We start from the raw sequence: 19,013 nt of genomic DNA, 5'->3' as shown, positions 1-19,013 counted from the left end.
AAACAAATTCCTTCTATTCTGATTTTTCCTTTTATCTATACCCGAGAACCACATGCAATTAACTGAACTCAAAGGCCTCCACGTATCCGCTCTGCTCGAAATGGCAGCCAGCTTGGAGATTGAAAATACACAACGCATGCGCAAACAAGAATTGATGTTTGCCATTCTGAAAAAACGTGCGAAGGCTGGTGAAACAGTGTTCGGCGACGGCACTTTGGAAGTTTTGCCTGACGGCTTTGGTTTCTTGCGCTCACCTGAAGCCTCTTACATGGCTTCTCCGGATGACATCTACATCTCTCCTGCGCAGATCCGTCGCTTTAACTTACACACTGGTGACAGCGTTGAGGGTGAAGTACGAACACCTAAAGATGGTGAGCGTTACTTTGCACTGGTAAAGGTAGACAAGATCAATGGTTTAGCTCCAGAAGCCCTCAAGAACCGCATCATGTTCGAGAACTTAACGCCTTTGCATCCGAACCGCGTTATCAGTCTAGAGCGTGATATCAAGGCTGAAGAGAACCTCACTGGCCGCATCATCGACATGATCTCCCCTATTGGTTACGGTCAACGTGGCTTGATCGTAGCTTCTCCAAAATCCGGTAAGACTGTGATGATGCAGCACATTGCGCACGCAATCTCTGCAAACAATCCTGATGCCATCCTCATCGTATTACTTGTTGACGAGCGCCCTGAAGAAGTTACTGAAATGCAACGCTCCGTTCGCGGCGAAGTCGTTGCATCAACTTTTGATGAGCCAGCAGTGCGTCACGTTCAAGTTGCCGAGATGGTGATTGAAAAAGCAAAACGTTTAGTAGAGATGGGTAAAGATGTAATCATCTTGCTTGACTCGATTACTCGTCTTGCTCGTGCATACAACACGGTTGTTCCTTCATCAGGAAAAGTACTCTCTGGTGGTGTGGATGCAAACGCATTGCAACGTCCTAAGCGCTTCTTCGGTGCGGCACGCAATATTGAAGAAGGTGGCTCATTGACCATCATCGCTACCGCCCTGATTGAAACGGGCAGCCGTATGGATGACCTCATCTATGAAGAGTTCAAAGGTACTGGCAATATGGAAGTTCACCTTGAGCGTCGCCTGGCTGAACGTCGTGTTTACCCATCCATCAATCTCAATAAGTCCGGTACCCGCCGTGAGGAGCTCTTGGTTAAAGCTGAGAACCTCCAGAAGATCTGGGTATTACGTAAATTGCTGGCTGATATGGATGATATTGAGGCGATGAACTTTATCGTGGATAAACTCAAATCCACCAAAAATAATGGCGAATTCTTCGACCTAATGCGTCGCGGAGGCTAATTTAGGGGTCCAGAGGGCTGTTTTAGCCCTTTTTGGACCTTCAAAATGCGCTTTGTTGTTGATTTCATGGCATAATTTCGCCTTTACTGCTTTTAAAACCTGGGAAAGTATTTCAGTCAATTTGACTAAAACGGCTACCCGCTCATAGGACTCATAATGAAACCTGGCATTCACCCCGAATATCGTGAAATCGTCTTTGTAGACGTTTCTAATAACTTCAGCTTCAAGACTCGCTCCACAATGGCTACTAAAGAAACCATTAAGTGGGAAGATGGCAATGAATATCCATTGGCCAAGATTGAGACTTCATCTGAATCACACCCTTTCTACACTGGCACCCAGAAAATCATGGATACCGCTGGTCGTGTTGAGAAATTCCGTCAGAAATTTGGTACCAAGGCTGTTGCTAAGGCATCTGGTGATGGCGCTGCTAAAACAGCTGAGAAAAAAGCTGCTGCTGCAGAAGCTAAAGCTGCTGAAAAGCCAGCTAAGAAGAAGGCTTAATACACTTCTATTCGCAGGGTATGTTAAATACCTGCTCTGCGAGATAATTAAGGCAGCGTTTGCTGCCTTTTTTATTTTGAACTGCACACATGGTCAAACTTACCGCCGCTGCCACTAAATCCATTCCGCGCATTATTATTTTTGCGCTGACATTGGTTTATGGTTTTGCTGGACTCTTCTTTCGGGATCCCTGGAAAAACGAAGACGCCATTGGCTTTGGTGGAATGTGGACGCTCTTTCGCGGCGACTCTATCGACTGGATCGTTCCGCATCTAGCTGGTCGCGATATCTCGCTTGGCACACCACTACCCTACTGGATGGGCGCGACCCTCATCAAATGGTTTGGCCCACTCATTGGTGCTGCCAATGCTGCCCGTTTGTATTCGGCAATTTGCTTCTTTGCTGCGGCACTAGCCATTTGGTATGCAACCTATTTATTAGGTCGTCGCCGCGAAGTCCAACCAATGGCCCTAGCTGTTGGTGGTCAACCTGATTTGAAGAGTTACGGCATGACCATGGCCGACGGCGCTTTACTCATCTTCTTAGCTTGCGTAGGTCTTGCTCAACGCGCCCATGAAACCACGCCGATGATGGCGCAATTGATGGGCATTAGCATTGTGCTTTATGGCACTGTGCGCGGCTTAGACAAACCATGGCAAGGCGGCTTATGGACTGGTCTTGGTATTGCTATTGTTGTCCTATCAAGCAACCTCACCCTCAGTCTAATCATTGTTAGCTCGACCATTATTGCAGTCATTGCCAGCAACGCAAGGTTGCGCTTTCGCTGGACACTGACCAGCACCGTCTTGGGTTTAATTGGTTTTGCGATTTGGCCGTTAGTTTGGTATTTAACTGACCTACCTCCAAATTGGCGTCACATTGCCGAGGATGGTTGGCGCAATATGCCTGAAATGGGCACCACACCCTCAATTGAGTCTTTGGGATTCTTGAGTGTGAACTTCTGGGCTTATGCCTGGCCTGTGTGGCCCCTAGCAATTGTTTCGCTGGCCCACTGGGGCCGAGTTAAAGAAGCGGGTGCATGGCGCGCACCGCACCTTTGCATTCCACTGAGCTTATTTATTGGTAGCTTATTTTATGTTTTGTTCCGCCTTGAAGCAAACGAGCATGATTTAATGATTTTGATTCCAAGTCTTTCCATCATTGCTGCTTTTAGTCTGCCCGTTCTAAAGCGAAGCGTTATTAGTTTTATTGATTGGTTTGCAATGTTTAGCTTTACGCTCATTGCTCTAGCTATTTGGATTATTTGGCTAGCAAAAGTCACTGGCTTTCCAGAATCCACTGCAGCTAATGTTGCACGCCTACTCCCTGGTTTCGAAAGCCAATTTAATATTTTGGGATTCATTGTGGCGCTTGCAATTACCGGCGTATGGCTTGCCGTTGTTCGCTGGAGAACTTCACGCGCCCCAAAAGAGATTTGGCGCTGCCTGATTATCTCGGCATCAGGCACAACACTCATGTGGGTCTTGTTAATGACCCTCTGGTTACCAACTATTAACTACGCCAAAACCTATCGTCATGTTTCTGCGCGTTTAGCGCAAATGGTCCCATCAGGGAGTGGCTGCATTGATACGAGTAACCTCGGTTTTGCACAGCTTGCTTCTTTTGAATACTTCTCCAAACTCAAATTGCGTGATGATCCAAACTGCCCTTGGATGCTGACCCATAGCCCATCTGAGGCAAAAGCTTACGCGCAACTAAACAATAAAAAACTCATCCTAGTTTGGGAAGATCGTCGTGCTGCTGACCGCGACGAGCGACTGCGTCTTTACGAAGTCATCTCAGAGTAAATCGTGCTGCACTTTAAGTTATCGCGCCTGCGCGAGGATATCCCCTCCTTACTAAAACTGGCCGGGCCTTTGCTCATAGGGCAACTAGCTGTTATTGCATTTGGCGTACTAGACACAGCAATGACAGCACGCTACTCTGCAGACGACTTAGCAGCGCTCGCCATGGCTTCAGCCATCTTCATTAGCATTTACGTTGGTCTCACCGGGGTCATCTCTGCGCTTGCACCAATCGCTGGTCAATTATTTGGCGCCAAGCGATTTTCAGAAATCGGTGAAGAAGTTCGTCAAGCAACATGGCTAGCTTTAGGATTAAGTGTTTTAGGTTGTTTCATTTTGCTGAACGCAGATCATTTGCTTGCGATCTCACAAATGAATGCTGCGATTGAGGGCAAGGCAAAGCTATATCTCAATATTTTGGCAATCGGCCTACCTGCCAGCATGGGAATGCGCGTCCTGATGGCGCTTCACAATGCAGTGTCGCGCCCTACCGTAATTACAGTAGCTCAAATCATCGGTTTAGCACTTAAGTTACCCCTCAATCTGCTCTTTATTTATGGCGGCTTTGGCATTGAGGGTATGGGTGGCCCTGGTTGCGCAGTTGCCACAGTAATCATCAACTGGTCATGGCTAATAATGACTTTAGGATTTGTTCTGTTTGATCGCTTTTATAGACCCTTTAAGATCTTTGTGCGCTTTAGTATGCCTAACTGGCACAGGATTTGGACTTTACTAAAGCTCGGCGCACCAATTGGCTTTAGCTACTTAATTGAAGTGACTTCATTCACCTTCATGTCTCTATTTATCGCCCGCCTTGGAACTACTGCATTGGCAGGCCATCAAATTGTGGCAAATATGGGAACCGTCATTTATATGGTGCCACTCTCCCTCTCGATTGCAACGATGACACTAGTATCTCAGTCCATTGGTGCAAATAAACCTGAGCGCGCTGAAGAGATAGGTTGGTCTTCAGTCTTTTTCACCACCTCACTTTGCATCACCATTGGTATTGCTGTGTGGATCCTGAGGGTTCAACTACTCGATTTATATGATCCGCCGGCGGAAGTGAAGGCATTCTCAATCCCCCTCTTCTTATTCATTGCGTTTTATCAAGTGTTTGATGCATTACAAATTACAGCGGCTTTTATTCTGCGAGCTTACCGAATTGCGTTTTTGCCAATGGTGATCTACGCTGGCTCGCTCTGGGGTGTCGGTCTTGGAGGAGGTTATCTCATGGGCTTTAATGTATTGGGTAATACACCTGCCCTCTTGCAAGGCGCCAATGGTTTCTGGGCTGGCAACAGCCTCAGTCTGGCATTGGCTGCGTGCTTTTTGCTCTACCTCTTTAGAAGAACGGCAGAGCGCTACGAAAGAACGCACCCGCCCATTGAAACCTAGATTAAATTTCTAAAGAAATTATCGATTGCTTGGACCGGATGCTGGAGCAGCATAACTTGGTACTTGATTCCCTTTGGAGTACATGCACTGTTGGTAGGCAATGTTGTATTGCGTCTGCGCTTGGTTTTGCTTGCCAGCAGAGTTCATTGCACCCATAGCAGCTCCGCCTAATAAACCGACACCGGCTCCAGTACCAATATTGGCATGATTACCACCCTGAATTACTGCGCCGGCGGCTGCGCCCAATGCAGCACCAATAGCGGCACTAGTTGCGCCCTCCTTTAAAGCTGCATCACTAGTGTCTTTCACGGCATTTGCAGCAAACTGTCGACATACTTGATCTTCCTGTTGGAATACCTCAAATGGTTTTCCAACACGAGGCATGATTGCCACTGTCGGACCAGTGGGTGCGGATACACATGCAGCTAGAGATGCAAGTACAGGTACAGCTAAAAATACAATGCGGGTAAATCGTTTCATATCAAACCTTTAATATTCTGAAAATTTTTAATGCTGCTGCTTGGGTTTTGTATTACTTGCTGGTGGCATTGCTGGCTGCGTTTGCCAGCCTGTTGGACACTCTTGAACATACGGAAAGTACTTTCCACTAGCTTCGCAGTAATACCAGACGGCAGGCTGTGGTTGGGATGCTAAAACCATTGGTTGAACTGGCTGCACATATGTAACTACCGGTGGCGCGTAGTAACCAGTGTATGGGCGGTAATAACCACCCCCATAAGCCCAATTACCTCGCCACCCTGGACCCCATCCTGGGCCCCACCCTGATCCCCAGACCGGTCCGTAGGCAGCAGGATTCCAGCCTCCGCCCACAGATACATTCCAACCTACATTACCTGCTTGCGCAAAAGCTGGCAAAAGGATCAAAAAAGAGGCTAGAGCCGCTACCAAGATGCTGAATTGCTTGATTCGATTCACAATCAACCCCTTTTAAAATTGGTCACGCTTCATATATTGCTATTTTAGTTTTTACTCGTCTTACTATCAATAACGCCTGAAATACATCAAGGCTGACAATAAGATCATTTATTTATCGTAGTTCTTACGGCTCCAATTTTGCGCCAGATTGCCGCACCACCCTATCCCATTTGGCAACTTCAGAGGAAATCAACCTTGAAAGGTCTTTAGGGCTACCTGGCGCAGGATCTAGGCCGCCAGCTAAAAGACGAGACTTCACCTCGGGGTTGGTAAGAGTGTGATTGGCCATGCGATTCAGTTGCTTTTGAATATGCGGCGGTAAATTGGCTGGCGCCATCAAAGAGAACCAAGAGACCGCCTCAAACCCAGTCAAACCCTGCTCTGCCAAAGTAGGTATTTCCGGTGCGGCATGAGAACGCTTAAGAGTGGTTACCCCAAGAGCTTGTACTTCCCCGGCCTTAATTAAAGTCAAGGAGGAAGAAAGATTGTCAAACAGCATGGAAATGCGTCCACTCAGTAAATCCGGCAAAGATTGTGCCCGTCCTTTGTAGGGAATATGACGTATCTGCACACCCGCCATCTCTTTAAATAATTCACCCGACATGTGTAGCGATGTCCCCACCCCTGAAGATCCAAAAGTCAGTTGATCGGGTTTTACCTTTGCCAGCTCAATTAATTCATGAAGATTACTGACGCCTAGTTTTTTATTCACTATGAGAACATTGGGCGTACTAGCTAAAAAACTAATCGGCGTGAAGTCCTTTACGGGGTCGTAAGAAAGTTTTTCATATAGAGCACTATTTATTGCATGTATACCGACAGTGCCGATGAGTAACGTATATCCATCAGGCTCGCTCTTCGCAACTAAGTCAGCACCAATATTGCCGCCGTAGCCCGGCTTGTTTTCTACGAGTACTGGCACCCCTAAACTTTGCTGCCAATTTTCAGCTAGTACGCGTGCCAAGATATCTGGCGCTCCTCCCGGAGTGAACGGGACAATAATTCGAATTGGTTGTTTTGGCCAGACAGCCTTTGCCGCTGATTTAGACTGCGCATGAACAGAAATAGTCATCAGCAATGCTAGGCAGAAAAGCAAGAGATGCTTAAAAGCCTTGGGGAGTTGCATATTCGATAAATGCAGAATTTGACCGAGGGGTCTTAAAAACCAAAGCGAGAGCGAAGCCACAGCCAGCCGTCATATTTCACTGGGTCATCTGCGCAAGGGCCGATGCCGCATTCAAGCAAGGTGGAAACAAGATTTCCGAACACCAACAGAATAAAAAGAATGATTAAAGTATTTGCAAACCAGGAGCGCGAACGTACATCGCGATTGGGCAGCATCAACAACACTGCCAAACCCAGTAATAAACCGGTATAGCCGACATAAGCCCAAGTATAAAAATGCAACTCTAAAAAGGTTTTACCAAAGCCTTTATCGCCTGGAAGAATATGCAAGAACACCTGACGCAATGAAACCATCATGCCCACTAGCCCACCAATAATGCCCAAACCATAATGCGCAGAATACGCACCGCAGCGAATATTTAGGACCAAAGCAAAACCAATAATTACAAATCCAATACGTTGCATTAAGCATAGCGGGCAAGGCAACTCGCCAAAATAGAGTTGATCTACGAATGCATAGGCCAGCATACCAACAACAGCAAGCAGCGCAAGCTGATTGCCTAATGCCGCTAATGAAGAAAAAGAATGTCTGCTCATAATGGTTTACAGACTAAGATTGAGATGGCTGGTTGCATGAAAACGGAACCAAACCACCAGGATGCCAATAGTAATCGCCAAAAGTATTAAGCCTGCACGGCGCTTCTCAAACCAGACCAATACAAGTCCGATAAAAGCTGTCAGAAAAGGCAGAAACATATACATAGAGGAATTCTAGCGCAGGAGGGTCGATGTATGGATAAAAAACTCCATTACAGTGTTTGTGAGATGGTCTTTTCCTGATTTCAGGTACGAGCTATTGTTTAGAATAAAAGCATGACTGTCAATTCTGCCCCGCCCTGCTTAGACTTACATGTCGACGGAAAAATTGCGCGAGTTACCTTTAATAATCCCGCGGCCCGCAATGCCCTCACTTGGCCAATGTATGAAGAGCTAAAACATATTTGCGACTCGCTGGCGAAAAATGTGAATATTCGTGCAGTCATTTTTCAGGGCGCGGGAGATAAAGCATTTGTTTCAGGAAGCGATATTCAACAGTTTGTTGATCTCAAAGAAAATGAGGCTTATGAAGTTGCTGTTGATCATATCTTCGCTTCTTTACAACAACTGCCTATACCAACGATTGCAGTGATTGAAGGCTTAGCAGTGGGTAGCGGTCTTTTGATGGCAACTGCATGCGACTTTCGAATCTCTACGCCCGAAGCGCGTTTTGGGATACCAGTAGCTAAAACACTTGGAAACTGCTTATCGCCAAGCAATCTATCCTGGCTTGCTGCTCATCTAGGCGTACCAACCGTAAAAAAAATGTTACTCACTGCAGAACTTATTAAAGCACCAGAATTATTGGATTCAGGCTTCCTGTATCAAACGGCAGATGCATCAGAAATCAATGTGGCAACAAATGAGCTGGTACAAAAACTGATTTCACTGGCGCCAATTACTCAGAAGGCGAGCAAGCTTGCATTGGCGCGCCTGCTTCAGAGCAATCTGCCCGATTGCACAGACCTTATGCGTGAGACCTATAACAGCAAAGACTTCAGGGAGGGAGTGAACGCCTTCTTAGAGGGTCGCCCACCCCAGTGGATTGGCAAATAGCACTACAGGGTCATTGTTCTAACCCTTGGAATTCAAAAACTCCACCACTGTTTTTATAAACTGATCTGGCACCTCAACATGGGGTACATGGCCGACGTTCTCAATCGGCACCAATTTTGCATTTGGAATAGCTGCCTGTGCTTTTTTACCTAACTCTGGAAAGTTACCCAATGACTTAACGGCCTCAGGTGGCGCAAAGCGACGACCAAATACAGTACGATCCTTTTGTCCAATAACCAATAAGACTGGCATCTTCAATTGCGGCAAGTCATGCACTACCGGTTTTTCCGCAATCATTTGATAGGTCAATACAGAAGTCTTCGCATAAGCTGGATAGTCCGGACCTTTTTGTACTCGTACATACACTTCCACAAATTTTTCGTAACTAGGCTGCCAGCTAGGGAAATAGGTTTGCAGAAAACGACGATAACTGACTTCTGTTTGCGCCATTTCTAGCTTAAGAAGATCTTCGTTCTTCTGTGGGGGAATATCTTTACTGTAATCCTCAAGGCCCAAAGGATTCTCAAGGACCAACTTTTGCACTGTTTGAGGATATAGGCGCGCAAAACGAACGCCAACCATTCCGCCCATTGAGTTCGCAATTACTGAAACTCGTTGAATATTGAGAGACTTTAATAAAGCTTGGGTATTGGCAGCTAAATCATCGAAATGGTAAGCCACATCTGGCTTGGAAGACTTACCAAAGCCAATCTGATCTGGCGCAATCACCCGATAACCCGCTTCAGAGAGGCCCGCAATTGTTGGCGCCCAATAGTCGCTAGAAAAGTTCTTGCCATGAAATAAAACAACTACGCCCTTTTGCTTACCCAAACCAGCAACGTCCATATACATCATGCTGGCTGGCTGCCCTTGCAACGAAGTCTTAAATTCTTTTAGGGGATATGGATATGGCCACTTACTTAAGCGCAAATCTAATGGAGCCGCATCTGCATAGAGGCTGGCTGGTGGAATAGGCTTACTTGCTTGCTCAGTATTAGCGCAAGACATGAGGAGCAAGGGCAGCGCTCCTAAAGACAATACGACCCCTACTCTCCTCAACAATCTTTTCATCAAGCAAACCTCTTCTGTAATTAGATAACTTTTGTCTTCAAATTAGGTAAGCCTGCAACGCTGCCCTCGAGCACATCCCCTTTTTTAACCGGTCCCACACCTGCTGGAGTGCCAGAAAAAATAAGGTCACCAGGCTCCAAAGTAAATAGAGTAGAAAGATAGGCAATAGTATCTGGCACATTCCAAATCAGCTGATTCAGATCACCCTCTTGACGCACTTCGCCATTCACTAAAAGTTTGACCGAACCCTTGGATGGATGACCGCACTGACTGGCCGGAGTGATTTCTCCGCAAGGTGCCGATTGATCAAATGCCTTGCCGGTATCCCATGGGCGGCCCATTTTCTTGGCTTCGCCTTGCAAATCACGTCTAGTCATATCCAGGCCAACTCCATAACCATAAACATGTTCAAGCGCTTTATCTGCAGAAATATTCGCACCACCCTTGCCAATCGCTACAACCATTTCAATTTCGTGATGCACGTCATTTGATAGCTTGGGATAAGCCATATCTTTGCCATCAGTCACAATTGAATTAGCTGGCTTCATAAAAAAGAAAGGTGGCTCGCGATCAGGATCATGCCCCATTTCACGAGCGTGATCAGCATAGTTGCGGCCAACACAATAAATACGATTGACTGCAAAACGACGAGCATCACCCGTTACTGGCAAGGAAACTACCGCTGGGGGATCGATCACAAATGCTGAGCACATAAAAACCTTTCTAAAAATTTAAATGAATAAGTGTTTTATTTCTGATGCGTAGAAGTATGGCGCAATTTCAACAACAAGATACTGAGAGCTAAAGCAAAGGTCAATGCATTTGCCATGATGAGGGGCCACTTCTCAATAATCAGACCGTAAATGAGCCACAAGCCCACCCCAACGGTAAATAAGGAATACATACCTAGTGAAATGCCCGACAAATCCTTGGTTCGCCATGAGCGGATCGCCTGAGGTAAAAAGGCAATGGTGGTTAAGAACGCAGCGCAATAACCAATAATCTCTATTTGATGGGGCTCTAGGGTCATTTTGGCATTGTAATTAGATAAATTTCCAAATCATTGATGCAGTGCATAAATTTAATTTATGTTCATAATAGAAATTCGTAATTCAACCTAACATTAAAAATACAAAATGAGACAAAAACTTATTAAGAGTCTAGGCCTACTCCTGTGCAGCAGCCTCATCAGCAGCTCGCTACTTGCTCAAAGCAATAGCGCTGCAATCAAGAACTATCCTGAAAAGTCTATTAAGCTAGTTATCCCTTATCCCCCAGGTGGGGCAACAGACGTCATTGGTCGCATCCTGGCGCAGGAGCTATCCAAGTCACTTAACCAACAAGTGATTCCCGATAATCGTGGGGGAGACAGCGGCAATATTGGAGCTGACATGGTGGCCAAGTCTGCACCGGATGGCTACACCCTGCTTATGGGCGCCCTCACATCGCACGCCATCAATGCGAATTTAGATAAAGACAAAATCAAATACAACTTGGAAAAGGATTTCACCCCGGTTGACGTGGTGGGAGTTGTTCCGCTTGTGTTTGTAGTGAACCCTTCAGTTCCCGTAAAGAATATGAAGGAGTTCATTGCCTACGCAAAAGCCAACCCAGGCAAACTCACTTTTGCCTCATCTGGTTCTGGCGCTCCACAACGCCTTGCAATGGAAATGTTTCGCAATCAGCTTGGCTTAGATTTATTGCATGTACCTTACAAAGGTAGCGGCCCCGCTATGACCGACTTAGTTGGCGGACAGGTGCTAACGATGTCTGAGACCGTGCCAGCGGCATTGCAATTTATTCAGGCAGGTCAGCTAAGAGCTTTAGCAGTAACAACCTCCAAACGGATTAGCCAATTGCCAGATGTACCTACAGTTACAGAGGCAACTGGCCTGCCTAACTTCGATGTCGTGAGTATGTTTGGAATTTTGGCGCCAGCAGGAACACCTAAACCAATCATCGATAAACTTAGTGAAGACATTAAAGCAATCTTGCAGCGTCCTGAGGTTCAAGAGCGCATGTTGGCAGCTGGTGTATATGTGAACTACTTATCACCTGCCGACTCTGCAAAACGCATTCAGAGAGAATTGGCAATGTGGGCCAAAGTAATCAAGGACGCCAACGTTAAGGCTGATTAAAGCCTTTGAATATTCCAACGCTTGATGATGCAAGCGTTGGATTTCAATTAATTCTTTTTTTGGCCTGCCTTGCGGGCTTCTAATTCTTTATTGATGGCAGCGATCATCTTGGTATCTGGTGTTTTCCAATTGCCGCCTGAATTATTGACCATATAAACCAAGGCGTCAGAGAAACCTTCAATACTAAGATTGGGGTTACCGCCCTTTGGGGGCATTGCCCTCACACCAAAGTAAGCGTGAGCAGTCAGGGTTGCCTGACCTTCTGCAATGAGGGGCGCCCATTTAGCCTTGTCACCAAACTTAGGGGCATTGAGGACTCCTGCTCCATGACAGGCGGCGCAAACTTGTTTATAGGTATTCTCGCCAGATTGAGCCAAAGCCAAACTTGAGACAAAAACACCCAACAGGCAGGACAGTAAGAAGAAAATTGGTTTAGAACGCATTTGAGCACTCTCTTTAGTGGTGAATGCTTAAGAGATTATCTGAATTTCAGAAACCTTGCTTTGATCGCAATCAAGCTAGACCAAGAGCGCTAGCAATTTGATAGGTAATAAAGGCGGCGATATAGGCCAATCCAAAAAGATAGCTCAACATAATGACGGGTATTTTCCAGCCCCCAGTCTCTCGCTTGACTGCCGCAATGGTCGACAAACACTGCGGCGCAAATACAAACCAAGCCAATAAAGAAAGTGCCGTAGCCAAAGACCAGCCACTAGAAATCAAGGGAATTAGGGCATCAGCCGCATCTGCGCTAGAGCTAGATAATGCATATACGGTCGCCAGAGAACTCACAACAACCTCACGAGCCGCCATACCCGGAACTAAGGCAATACTAATTTGCCAGTTAAAGCCAATCGGTGAGAAAACATGGGCCAAGGCTTGGCCTAACATTCCGGCAAAGCTATATTGAATAGGCGAACCCGTTGCACCCTCAGGAGGGAATGGGAAGCTAGATAAGACCCAAAGGCCAATTGTCATTAACAGGATAATTCCACCAACTCGGCGTAAAAATATTTCTGCACGTTGCCATAAGCTAATTGCCAAATTGCTCAGACGCGGCATGTGATAGCTTGGCAGCTCCATCATCAGAGCATTCATCTTGAATTGCTCACTCGTAAAGCGCTTCAAAATCCAGGCAACTGCCATCGCCCCTAAAATTCCAGCAAGATAGAGCAAGAACAAAACTAAGCCCTGCAGATCAATGCCAGCCCAGAGCTTTTGCTCAGGAATAAATGCGGAGATTAATAAGGCATAAACCGGTAAACGTGCAGAACACGTCATCATCGGCGCTATCAGGATGGTGACCATACGATCACGCGAGTTAGAAATGCTTCTGGTTGCCATGATTCCGGGGATAGCGCAAGCGAAGCTAGACAGTAATGGAATGAATGACCTACCAGAGAGTCCAACCGATCCCATCACCCTATCCAAGAGGTACGCAGCTCTTGGAAGATAACCAGATTCTTCAAGCAACAGAATGAAGAAGAACAAAATCAGAATCTGTGGCAAGAAGATCACCACGCCACCTAGGCCAGCCAAAATTCCGTTGATTAATAAGCTGCGCACCCAACCATTGGGCAGCAACTCAGCAACTTGACCACCTAAGTATTCAACTGCATCCTTAATAAGATCCATCGGTACAGTCGCCCAACTAAAGACCGCCTGGAAAATGCAAAAGAGTAAGACCACCAAAATAATAGGGCCAAGAACTGGGTGAAGCAACACTGCATCTAGACGATCACTTAACTGATCGGGGATGATGCGATCTAGCTTCAGGTTTTGCAGAATTTTTTGTACCTGAACATTGTCTGATTCGGTATGGGCAATGTGGGAAGCAACATTTTCTAAGGTGGCGTCACTTGTCCCAGTGCGAAGACTATTTAAGTTTCGCCAATCCAGATTGGAAAGAAACTGTTTAATCTCATCAGCACCATTGGATTGAATGCCAATACTGGTAAGCACAGGCAAACCCAGCTCATTTGATAGCGCAGCCGTATCTATTTGTAAGCCTTGACGCTTGGCGATATCGAGCATATTGAGCACTACGACGCAAGGCAAGCCAAGGCGCTTTGCAGCCAACACCAGGCGTAAGTTACGACGTAAATTAATTGCGCTTAATACGCAGATCACTAAATCAGGGCGCTTCTCACCTTCCGCCCTACCAAGCAATACATTGCAAGTCACGCGCTCATCAAGCGATCTGGGATACAGGCTATATGCGCCTGGCAAATCCAGAATGCGAATATTTTTTTCTGAATCCAGCGTCAGACGCCCCTCTTTGCGCTCAACAGTGACACCAGAATAGTTGGCCACTTTTTGGCGACTACCAGTCAATAAATTAAATAGCGCTGTTTTGCCGCAATTGGGATTACCCAAAAGCGCTACGAGTGGCTCACTAGGAAAAAAATGAACTTTGGATTCAGACATGCTGCAAAGATTCAACCAAAATCATGCGCGCTTCAGACTGGCGCAAAGCAAAAGTCGAAGCGCCTACACGAACCATATACGGCCCCTTACCAAGCAAGCCTTTACGCAAAACAGTTACTTGCTCGCCAGGCAAAAAGCCTATGTCTTCTAGTTGCCCCTTAATTTGGGGTGCACCCTTAGGCACGTCTACCTCGGTAACGCGATAAAGACTGCCTAAGTCGACCTGGTCTAAATTCATCAAATATGCTTTTTAGCTTGTATAAGGCCCATTATAGCGATAAATGAGAATGAATATCATTCGCCTAAAGGACCAACTCATTGGCAATAATGCCCTTTTTGAGGCCTTCTTGGGTTGATCCAAAACAAATGGTGGGGGACTAATGCACTCTTTAGTGGCTAAGGCGTGCTGTAACCGTATCTTTGCAAAATAACTTTGGCTTGGGGACCCTGCATAAAGCGGTACAAATCAACCGCCTCTTGTGGCGCACCCTTTATCAATACCATGCGCTGCTTAATGGGGTCATACATTTTTGTATCGACCACCAAATAATTCGTTTGCTTCAAAAGCTCCGGCGACTTAGCCAAGGAAAAAGCGGTGAAGCCAATATCGGCAGCACCGCTAGCTACATATGTAGTAGCCGCCCCAATATTGTCGGCATAAACAAGCTTATCTTTTGCAAGATCCCATAAGCCTTCAGCCCTTAAATACTGAACAGCTGCCCTGCCGTAGGGTGCAAGTTCAGGTTTAGCAATTGCTATCTTATTAGCTTTACTAATTGCCTTAGCAATATCTGCCTTGCTATTTATCAAATGAATCCCAGACGATGTTTTGGTAATGATGACTAACTTACCAATGGCGTACACCAAACCATCATCCACTGTCTTGCCATTTTTAAAGAGCTCGAGTGGAAACTGCTCATCAGCCGCGATAAATAAGTTGAAGGGTGCCCCATTCAGAATTTGCGCAGCAAAGTTACCTGATGAACCATAAACCACTCTCATTTCTGGTTTTCCTGTAGATCTAAACGCTGTAGCGATCTCACTAAATGCATCCTTCATATTGGCAGCAACAGCAATAGTCGAAGCCTGTGCGAATGCACTACCGGTGAAGATAAAAAATGCTGCGAGGAAGATAAAGATCCGCTTGGTCATATCGAATCCATTCTAGTGGATTCATTGCCCTTTAGAAAACTATAGCCAATCCTGAATTTGTCTATTGAGGCTGACAGCTTTGTATCCCGGCGTTTCACCAGAAGCACTTCGAATCTTGCGTATCAACTTAGAAGATGCTGACTGAGCTGCCATCTCCTTATGCATAGCCACAAAGAAAATCTCATCTTTTAGAGGCACAAATCCAAGACCGTTTTCTAAGGCAATATTCTTGACCCCCAAACCAACATCAGCCTTACCTGCAAGAATCGCGTTGGCCACAGCTGAATGGGTAAATTCCTCATGCATATAGCCGTTAATGTCTAAGGGGTCGATGCCCTCCTCCATCAATAAGTTATCCAACAGCAAACGAGTCCCGGAGCCGATTTGGCGATTGATAAAGCGTACTTTTTTGCCAATTAAATCCTCAACAGAACGAATATGAAGTGGATTTCCTTTTTTCACTATCAACCCTTGAATACGCTTCATCACAGGATAGATTTCAATATTATTTTTTGATAAGCGCTGATAAATTGCTTTTGAGTTGTCTTGATCAGAGACGTGATAGCCAGCAATATGCGCTTCGTTACTAAGAAGCCTCTCTAGAGATTCACCTGAACCTGCAATTTTGAGTTCGAGCCCCTGAATTTCTCCAGCTGCTTTTTGAATGACTGAATCACTACTGGAGAAAAATTTCCAGCGCACGCTTTCTGACTTTTGTATTTTCTTAATTTCCTTTAATAATCTATCGTGATACTGGGCATCATGCTTTAAGTGCTCAGCCTGCATATCTTCAATAAACTGAATTAAAAAAGTTCCGAATTCAGTCAACTCGGAACCATGGCCCTTGGTCCGAATAATCAGCGGCATACCTAATTCAGCTTCGACTTGATTGAGCTTGCCCCACGCTCCTCTATAGGAAGTGCCTGATTTTTTACTGGCAACTACTAGGGAGCTTCCCTGACCGATGTCTTTCAGCAGCTGAGCGAGCCAAATCAGATCGACAGAAGCCCTTCCATCGACCTTGGTATTCACAATTAACGTGGGCCTGACTTCAATTTGCATATGTAATTTTTTGCATATTCAATAAGTATTAATGTATGCGATCATATCTTTTTAATCAACCCTTTCGAGTGCAAATATGAAAAAAATGTTTCGGAGACTGCTCCTTGTTACCCTCGTAGCCCTATCCATTCCTGCAGCACAGGTTTATGCGCAGGAGAAAAGCATTGTGGTTTCATCCACCACTTCTACTGAGCAATCAGGCCTATTCAATTACCTGCTGCCCATCTTTAAGATGAAAACTGGAATCGAAGTCAAAGTAGTGGCTGTAGGCACTGGACAGGCACTAGATATTGGTCGACGTGGTGATGCAGATGTTGTATTTGTTCACGACAAACCTGCCGAAGAAAAATTTATTGATGAAGGCTTCTCTACCAAACGTTATGAAGTGATGTACAACGATTTTGTTCTGATTGGACCCAAGTCAGATCCAGCGAAAATTGCTGGCGGCAAAGACATTCAAGTCGCACTGCAAAAAATTGCTGCTGCACAAGCACCATTTGTATCGCGCGCAGATAAGAGCGGCACTCATGCAGCAGAATTACGTTACTGGAAAGGTGCTGGCGTTTCAGTCTCCCCTGGTCCATCTTGGTACAAAGAAACTGGCTCAGGCATGGGACCTGCACTGAACACTGCGTCTGCAATGAATGGCTACATCTTGGCTGACCGTGGCACTTGGCTCAGCTTCAAGAATCGCGGCGATCTCGCGATCTTGGTTCAAGGAGATCCAAAACTCTTTAACCAATATGGTGTGATGCTAGTAAACCCAGCTAAGTTTTCTCATGTGAAAAAAGCACAAGGTCAGGAGTTTATTGATTGGCTTATTTCCAAGAACGGTCAAGACGTGATTGCTAGCTACAAGATTGATGGCGAACAGTTGTTCTTCCCAAACGCTAGAAAATAAGCCCTCACTCAAAAATCATTAGGAGAAATCATGGAACTGAAAGTCAAACTTAGCGCTCGCAACACCCTAAATGGAAAAGTAGTTGAACTAAAGATGGGTCAAACTACTTCTCACGTAAAGCTGGATATTGGCGGCGGCCATATTGTGACTGCCTCCATTACCAATGAAGCGGTTGACGAACTGAATCTCAAGGTTGGAGATCAAGCTTGGGCTGTTATTAAAGCCTCTGATGTCATGATCGCCAAAAGCGCGTAAATCAAGACCTGCATTAGGCAACAAAAAAGCCCGCGTTAGCGGGCTTTTTCTTACTGGTGCACTACCCAGTTCATTCGATATTGTGAAGTTTTTATTTCTTCGGTGTTACGAAACCAATTGCTGTGTCGTCAACGAACTCAACAATAACGTCGTCACCAGCCTTGAATTTCTCAAGACCAAGAACTGCTGGATCTACTTTTACCTTTTGCTTTTCACCGTTAGGCATTGTAAAAGTGACGATACGTGTCTTTTGATCGATTGTTGAAATCTTTACAGTTGCGTAAATAGTATCTACGGTTTCTTCAAATGGCTTAGCAGAGCCTTTGCCTGCTACCACTACTGAGCGCACACCAGAAACACCTGGCTTTTGATCTTTACCAGCGGCCGTTAATCCAACAGCAACGGCTTGAGCATGCTCAACCAAGAATAAGTCGCCTTTTTTAACTTTATCCAAATCGTTGATGGATTTAGAAACGTTCATTTGCGCCAAGTTACCGTTGGCATCCTTCAATACAACGATACGCTTCTTTGCATCTACTGAATCAACTGTTGCGCTCAGCACCACAACGTCTGCTGCTAAAGGCAACATTTTTGCAGGAAGTTGTGCAAACACAGAACTTGCCAAAGTAACGCCTGCCGCAGCAAACAAAACAGCCAATAAAGATTTTTTCAAGATAACTCCTAATGAGTGAAGGTTAGAGAGGCTCAACATAGAGACACAATTGATTGTAACCATGGATTGAGCTGTTTTTAGTGCAGCAGCGAACTATCTCCTACCCCCATTCTTTGGTAAATTGGTCAAGTAATTAAAAATAAAGGCGCTAGGAATCTTGGAAATACTTATTAAATCGTGGAAAGAGGCTGAAGCAGACGCCTTTTTGGTACGTCAGAAAGTATTTATTCAAGAGCAAAGGGTTCCAGCTGAGCTTGAATTGGATGAATTTGATTCGTCAGCAGTACATGTTTTAGCCTATCAAGATAAACACTGCATTGGCACTGGAAGGCTGTTGAATTTAAGTAATCAGCAGTCTCAAATTGGGCGTATGGCCGTCCTAGCCAAATTCAGAAGAAAAGGCGTAGGGAAGCAAATGCTGCGAAAGCTAGTGGATCTAGCCGCCTCTCAGGGAGCGCAAGAGATCATTCTGCACTCCCAAGTGAGCGCTCTGCCCTTCTATGAAAAGCTGGGCTTCCAAGCTCATGGGGACGTCTATGATGAGGCCGGCATTCCACATCGTAATATGATGCTCACATTAGCAAATTCAGATTAATAA

At 45.6% G+C, this 19,013-nt stretch carries 23 protein-coding genes; 9 read left to right on the top strand and 14 right to left on the bottom strand.

The genetic code is table 11. The annotated features are described in order from the left end of the window. Positions 1–52: 52 nt before the first annotated feature. The 4 genes from rho (at position 53) to ICW03_RS03385 (ending at position 5,022) form a co-directional block, all read left to right on the top strand. Positions 53–1,315 carry a transcription termination factor Rho gene (gene rho / locus ICW03_RS03400; RefSeq protein WP_215349008.1) on the top strand — a complete coding sequence of 421 codons (1,263 nt, stop codon included), beginning with the start codon at positions 53–55 and terminating at the stop codon, positions 1,313–1,315. 156 nt (positions 1,316–1,471) lie between these two features. Beyond that, complete coding sequence (locus tag ICW03_RS03395; protein ID WP_068321059.1) at positions 1,472–1,819, top strand: type B 50S ribosomal protein L31; 348 nt, start codon at positions 1,472–1,474, stop codon at positions 1,817–1,819. Positions 1,820–1,908: 89 nt separating this feature from the next. Then, on the top strand, positions 1,909–3,627 hold the full coding sequence (locus ICW03_RS03390; protein WP_215349005.1) for a glycosyltransferase family 39 protein: 1,719 nt from the start codon (positions 1,909–1,911) through the stop codon (positions 3,625–3,627). A gap of 3 nt (positions 3,628–3,630) precedes the next feature. Further along, positions 3,631–5,022, top strand: coding sequence for an MATE family efflux transporter (locus ICW03_RS03385; protein ID WP_215349003.1), 1,392 nt, complete (start codon positions 3,631–3,633; stop codon positions 5,020–5,022). A gap of 18 nt (positions 5,023–5,040) precedes the next feature. Here ICW03_RS03385 and ICW03_RS03380 read toward each other — a convergent pair whose 3' ends face one another. From ICW03_RS03380 to ICW03_RS03360, 5 genes are all read right to left on the bottom strand, one after another. Beyond that, positions 5,041–5,502: a glycine zipper family protein gene (locus tag ICW03_RS03380; RefSeq protein ID WP_215348999.1), complete on the bottom strand. Its 462-nt coding sequence runs from the start codon at positions 5,500–5,502 to the stop codon at positions 5,041–5,043. Positions 5,503–5,529: 27 nt separating this feature from the next. Then, complete coding sequence (locus ICW03_RS03375) at positions 5,530–5,958, bottom strand: hypothetical protein (RefSeq protein ID WP_251374450.1); 429 nt, start codon at positions 5,956–5,958, stop codon at positions 5,530–5,532. 124 nt (positions 5,959–6,082) lie between these two features. Then, a complete protein-coding gene (locus ICW03_RS03370; protein WP_251374449.1) occupies positions 6,083–7,030 on the bottom strand; it encodes a tripartite tricarboxylate transporter substrate binding protein in 948 nt (315 codons plus the stop codon). 86 nt (positions 7,031–7,116) lie between these two features. Further along, positions 7,117–7,680 carry a disulfide bond formation protein B gene (locus ICW03_RS03365; RefSeq protein ID WP_215348992.1) on the bottom strand — a complete coding sequence of 188 codons (564 nt, stop codon included), beginning with the start codon at positions 7,678–7,680 and terminating at the stop codon, positions 7,117–7,119. A gap of 6 nt (positions 7,681–7,686) precedes the next feature. Next, complete coding sequence (locus ICW03_RS03360; protein WP_215348990.1) at positions 7,687–7,845, bottom strand: DUF5993 family protein; 159 nt, start codon at positions 7,843–7,845, stop codon at positions 7,687–7,689. A 111-nt stretch (positions 7,846–7,956) separates the two neighbouring features. On the opposite strand from ICW03_RS03360, the gene ICW03_RS03355 reads away from it, so the two are divergent. Then, positions 7,957–8,736, top strand: coding sequence for an enoyl-CoA hydratase/isomerase family protein (locus ICW03_RS03355; protein WP_215348987.1), 780 nt, complete (start codon positions 7,957–7,959; stop codon positions 8,734–8,736). A gap of 18 nt (positions 8,737–8,754) precedes the next feature. Here ICW03_RS03355 and ICW03_RS03350 read toward each other — a convergent pair whose 3' ends face one another. The 3 genes from ICW03_RS03350 to ICW03_RS03340 form a co-directional block, all read right to left on the bottom strand. Continuing rightward, positions 8,755–9,744 (bottom strand): alpha/beta fold hydrolase, encoded by a 990-nt coding sequence (locus ICW03_RS03350; RefSeq protein ID WP_251374485.1) that lies wholly within the window; start codon positions 9,742–9,744, stop codon positions 8,755–8,757. 83 nt (positions 9,745–9,827) lie between these two features. After that, positions 9,828–10,520, bottom strand: coding sequence for a fumarylacetoacetate hydrolase family protein (locus ICW03_RS03345; protein WP_215348981.1), 693 nt, complete (start codon positions 10,518–10,520; stop codon positions 9,828–9,830). Positions 10,521–10,555: 35 nt separating this feature from the next. Then, entirely contained in the window at positions 10,556–10,837 is a 282-nt protein-coding gene (locus ICW03_RS03340) for a SemiSWEET transporter (protein WP_068321027.1), read from the bottom strand. 106 nt (positions 10,838–10,943) lie between these two features. On the opposite strand from ICW03_RS03340, the gene ICW03_RS03335 reads away from it, so the two are divergent. Continuing rightward, a complete protein-coding gene (locus ICW03_RS03335; RefSeq protein WP_215348978.1) occupies positions 10,944–11,945 on the top strand; it encodes a tripartite tricarboxylate transporter substrate binding protein in 1,002 nt (333 codons plus the stop codon). A gap of 47 nt (positions 11,946–11,992) precedes the next feature. Here the strand turns inward: ICW03_RS03335 and ICW03_RS03330 are convergent, their stop codons facing one another. The 5 genes from ICW03_RS03330 to ICW03_RS03310 form a co-directional block, all read right to left on the bottom strand. After that, complete coding sequence (locus tag ICW03_RS03330) at positions 11,993–12,388, bottom strand: cytochrome c5 family protein (protein ID WP_215348975.1); 396 nt, start codon at positions 12,386–12,388, stop codon at positions 11,993–11,995. Positions 12,389–12,458: 70 nt separating this feature from the next. Beyond that, the gene (locus ICW03_RS03325) at positions 12,459–14,372 is read right to left on the bottom strand and encodes a ferrous iron transporter B (RefSeq protein ID WP_215348972.1); all 1,914 of its coding nucleotides are present in this window, start codon (positions 14,370–14,372) and stop codon (positions 12,459–12,461) included. After that, complete coding sequence (locus ICW03_RS03320) at positions 14,365–14,610, bottom strand: FeoA family protein (RefSeq protein ID WP_068321020.1); 246 nt, start codon at positions 14,608–14,610, stop codon at positions 14,365–14,367. Before ICW03_RS03320 ends, ICW03_RS03325 begins: the two co-directional genes overlap by 8 nt. Before the next feature lie 158 nt (positions 14,611–14,768). Then, positions 14,769–15,524, bottom strand: coding sequence for a molybdate ABC transporter substrate-binding protein (gene modA, locus ICW03_RS03315; RefSeq protein WP_215348970.1), 756 nt, complete (start codon positions 15,522–15,524; stop codon positions 14,769–14,771). Positions 15,525–15,563: 39 nt separating this feature from the next. After that, entirely contained in the window at positions 15,564–16,586 is a 1,023-nt protein-coding gene (locus ICW03_RS03310) for a substrate-binding domain-containing protein (protein ID WP_215348967.1), read from the bottom strand. 85 nt (positions 16,587–16,671) lie between these two features. Here ICW03_RS03310 and ICW03_RS03305 point away from each other — a divergent pair, with 85 nt between their 5' ends. Both ICW03_RS03305 and ICW03_RS03300 read left to right on the top strand, forming a co-directional pair. Beyond that, positions 16,672–17,487: a substrate-binding domain-containing protein gene (locus ICW03_RS03305; protein ID WP_215350151.1), complete on the top strand. Its 816-nt coding sequence runs from the start codon at positions 16,672–16,674 to the stop codon at positions 17,485–17,487. 30 nt (positions 17,488–17,517) lie between these two features. Next, positions 17,518–17,742 (top strand): molybdopterin-binding protein, encoded by a 225-nt coding sequence (locus tag ICW03_RS03300; RefSeq protein ID WP_215348965.1) that lies wholly within the window; start codon positions 17,518–17,520, stop codon positions 17,740–17,742. Between the two features lie 91 nt (positions 17,743–17,833). Here the strand turns inward: ICW03_RS03300 and ICW03_RS03295 are convergent, their stop codons facing one another. After that, positions 17,834–18,415 carry a hypothetical protein gene (locus ICW03_RS03295; RefSeq protein ID WP_251374448.1) on the bottom strand — a complete coding sequence of 194 codons (582 nt, stop codon included), beginning with the start codon at positions 18,413–18,415 and terminating at the stop codon, positions 17,834–17,836. Between the two features lie 157 nt (positions 18,416–18,572). On the opposite strand from ICW03_RS03295, the gene ICW03_RS03290 reads away from it, so the two are divergent. Next, on the top strand, positions 18,573–19,010 hold the full coding sequence (locus ICW03_RS03290; RefSeq protein WP_251374447.1) for a GNAT family N-acetyltransferase: 438 nt from the start codon (positions 18,573–18,575) through the stop codon (positions 19,008–19,010). Positions 19,011–19,013: the final 3 nt, after the last annotated feature.

It is taken from the genome of Polynucleobacter sp. MWH-Aus1W21 (assembly GCF_018687275.1).
Lineage (GTDB): Bacteria > Pseudomonadota > Gammaproteobacteria > Burkholderiales > Burkholderiaceae > Polynucleobacter.
The sequence above is the reverse complement of the archived record's forward strand: the minus strand, read 5'-3'. Positions and strand labels throughout refer to the sequence as shown.

Bases quoted from the DNA above. Each gene is read 5' to 3' on its own strand.
- rho (WP_215349008.1), top strand. From the start codon at position 53: ATGCAATTAACTGAACTCAAAGGCCTCCACGTATCCGCTCTGCTCGAA.
- ICW03_RS03395 (WP_068321059.1), top strand. From the start codon at position 1,472: ATGAAACCTGGCATTCACCCCGAATATCGTGAAATCGTCTTTGTAGAC.
- ICW03_RS03390 (WP_215349005.1), top strand. From the start codon at position 1,909: ATGGTCAAACTTACCGCCGCTGCCACTAAATCCATTCCGCGCATTATT.
- ICW03_RS03380 (WP_215348999.1), bottom strand. From the start codon at position 5,502: ATGAAACGATTTACCCGCATTGTATTTTTAGCTGTACCTGTACTTGCA.
- ICW03_RS03370 (WP_251374449.1), bottom strand. From the start codon at position 7,030: ATGACTATTTCTGTTCATGCGCAGTCTAAATCAGCGGCAAAGGCTGTC.
- ICW03_RS03365 (WP_215348992.1), bottom strand. From the start codon at position 7,680: ATGAGCAGACATTCTTTTTCTTCATTAGCGGCATTAGGCAATCAGCTT.
- ICW03_RS03360 (WP_215348990.1), bottom strand. From the start codon at position 7,845: ATGTATATGTTTCTGCCTTTTCTGACAGCTTTTATCGGACTTGTATTG.
- ICW03_RS03355 (WP_215348987.1), top strand. From the start codon at position 7,957: ATGACTGTCAATTCTGCCCCGCCCTGCTTAGACTTACATGTCGACGGA.
- ICW03_RS03350 (WP_251374485.1), bottom strand. From the start codon at position 9,744: ATGTCTTGCGCTAATACTGAGCAAGCAAGTAAGCCTATTCCACCAGCC.
- ICW03_RS03345 (WP_215348981.1), bottom strand. From the start codon at position 10,520: ATGTGCTCAGCATTTGTGATCGATCCCCCAGCGGTAGTTTCCTTGCCA.
- ICW03_RS03340 (WP_068321027.1), bottom strand. From the start codon at position 10,837: ATGACCCTAGAGCCCCATCAAATAGAGATTATTGGTTATTGCGCTGCG.
- ICW03_RS03335 (WP_215348978.1), top strand. From the start codon at position 10,944: ATGAGACAAAAACTTATTAAGAGTCTAGGCCTACTCCTGTGCAGCAGC.
- ICW03_RS03330 (WP_215348975.1), bottom strand. From the start codon at position 12,388: ATGCGTTCTAAACCAATTTTCTTCTTACTGTCCTGCCTGTTGGGTGTT.
- ICW03_RS03325 (WP_215348972.1), bottom strand. From the start codon at position 14,372: ATGTCTGAATCCAAAGTTCATTTTTTTCCTAGTGAGCCACTCGTAGCG.
- ICW03_RS03320 (WP_068321020.1), bottom strand. From the start codon at position 14,610: ATGAATTTAGACCAGGTCGACTTAGGCAGTCTTTATCGCGTTACCGAG.
- modA (WP_215348970.1), bottom strand. From the start codon at position 15,524: ATGACCAAGCGGATCTTTATCTTCCTCGCAGCATTTTTTATCTTCACC.
- ICW03_RS03310 (WP_215348967.1), bottom strand. From the start codon at position 16,586: ATGCAAATTGAAGTCAGGCCCACGTTAATTGTGAATACCAAGGTCGAT.
- ICW03_RS03305 (WP_215350151.1), top strand. From the start codon at position 16,672: ATGTTTCGGAGACTGCTCCTTGTTACCCTCGTAGCCCTATCCATTCCT.
- ICW03_RS03300 (WP_215348965.1), top strand. From the start codon at position 17,518: ATGGAACTGAAAGTCAAACTTAGCGCTCGCAACACCCTAAATGGAAAA.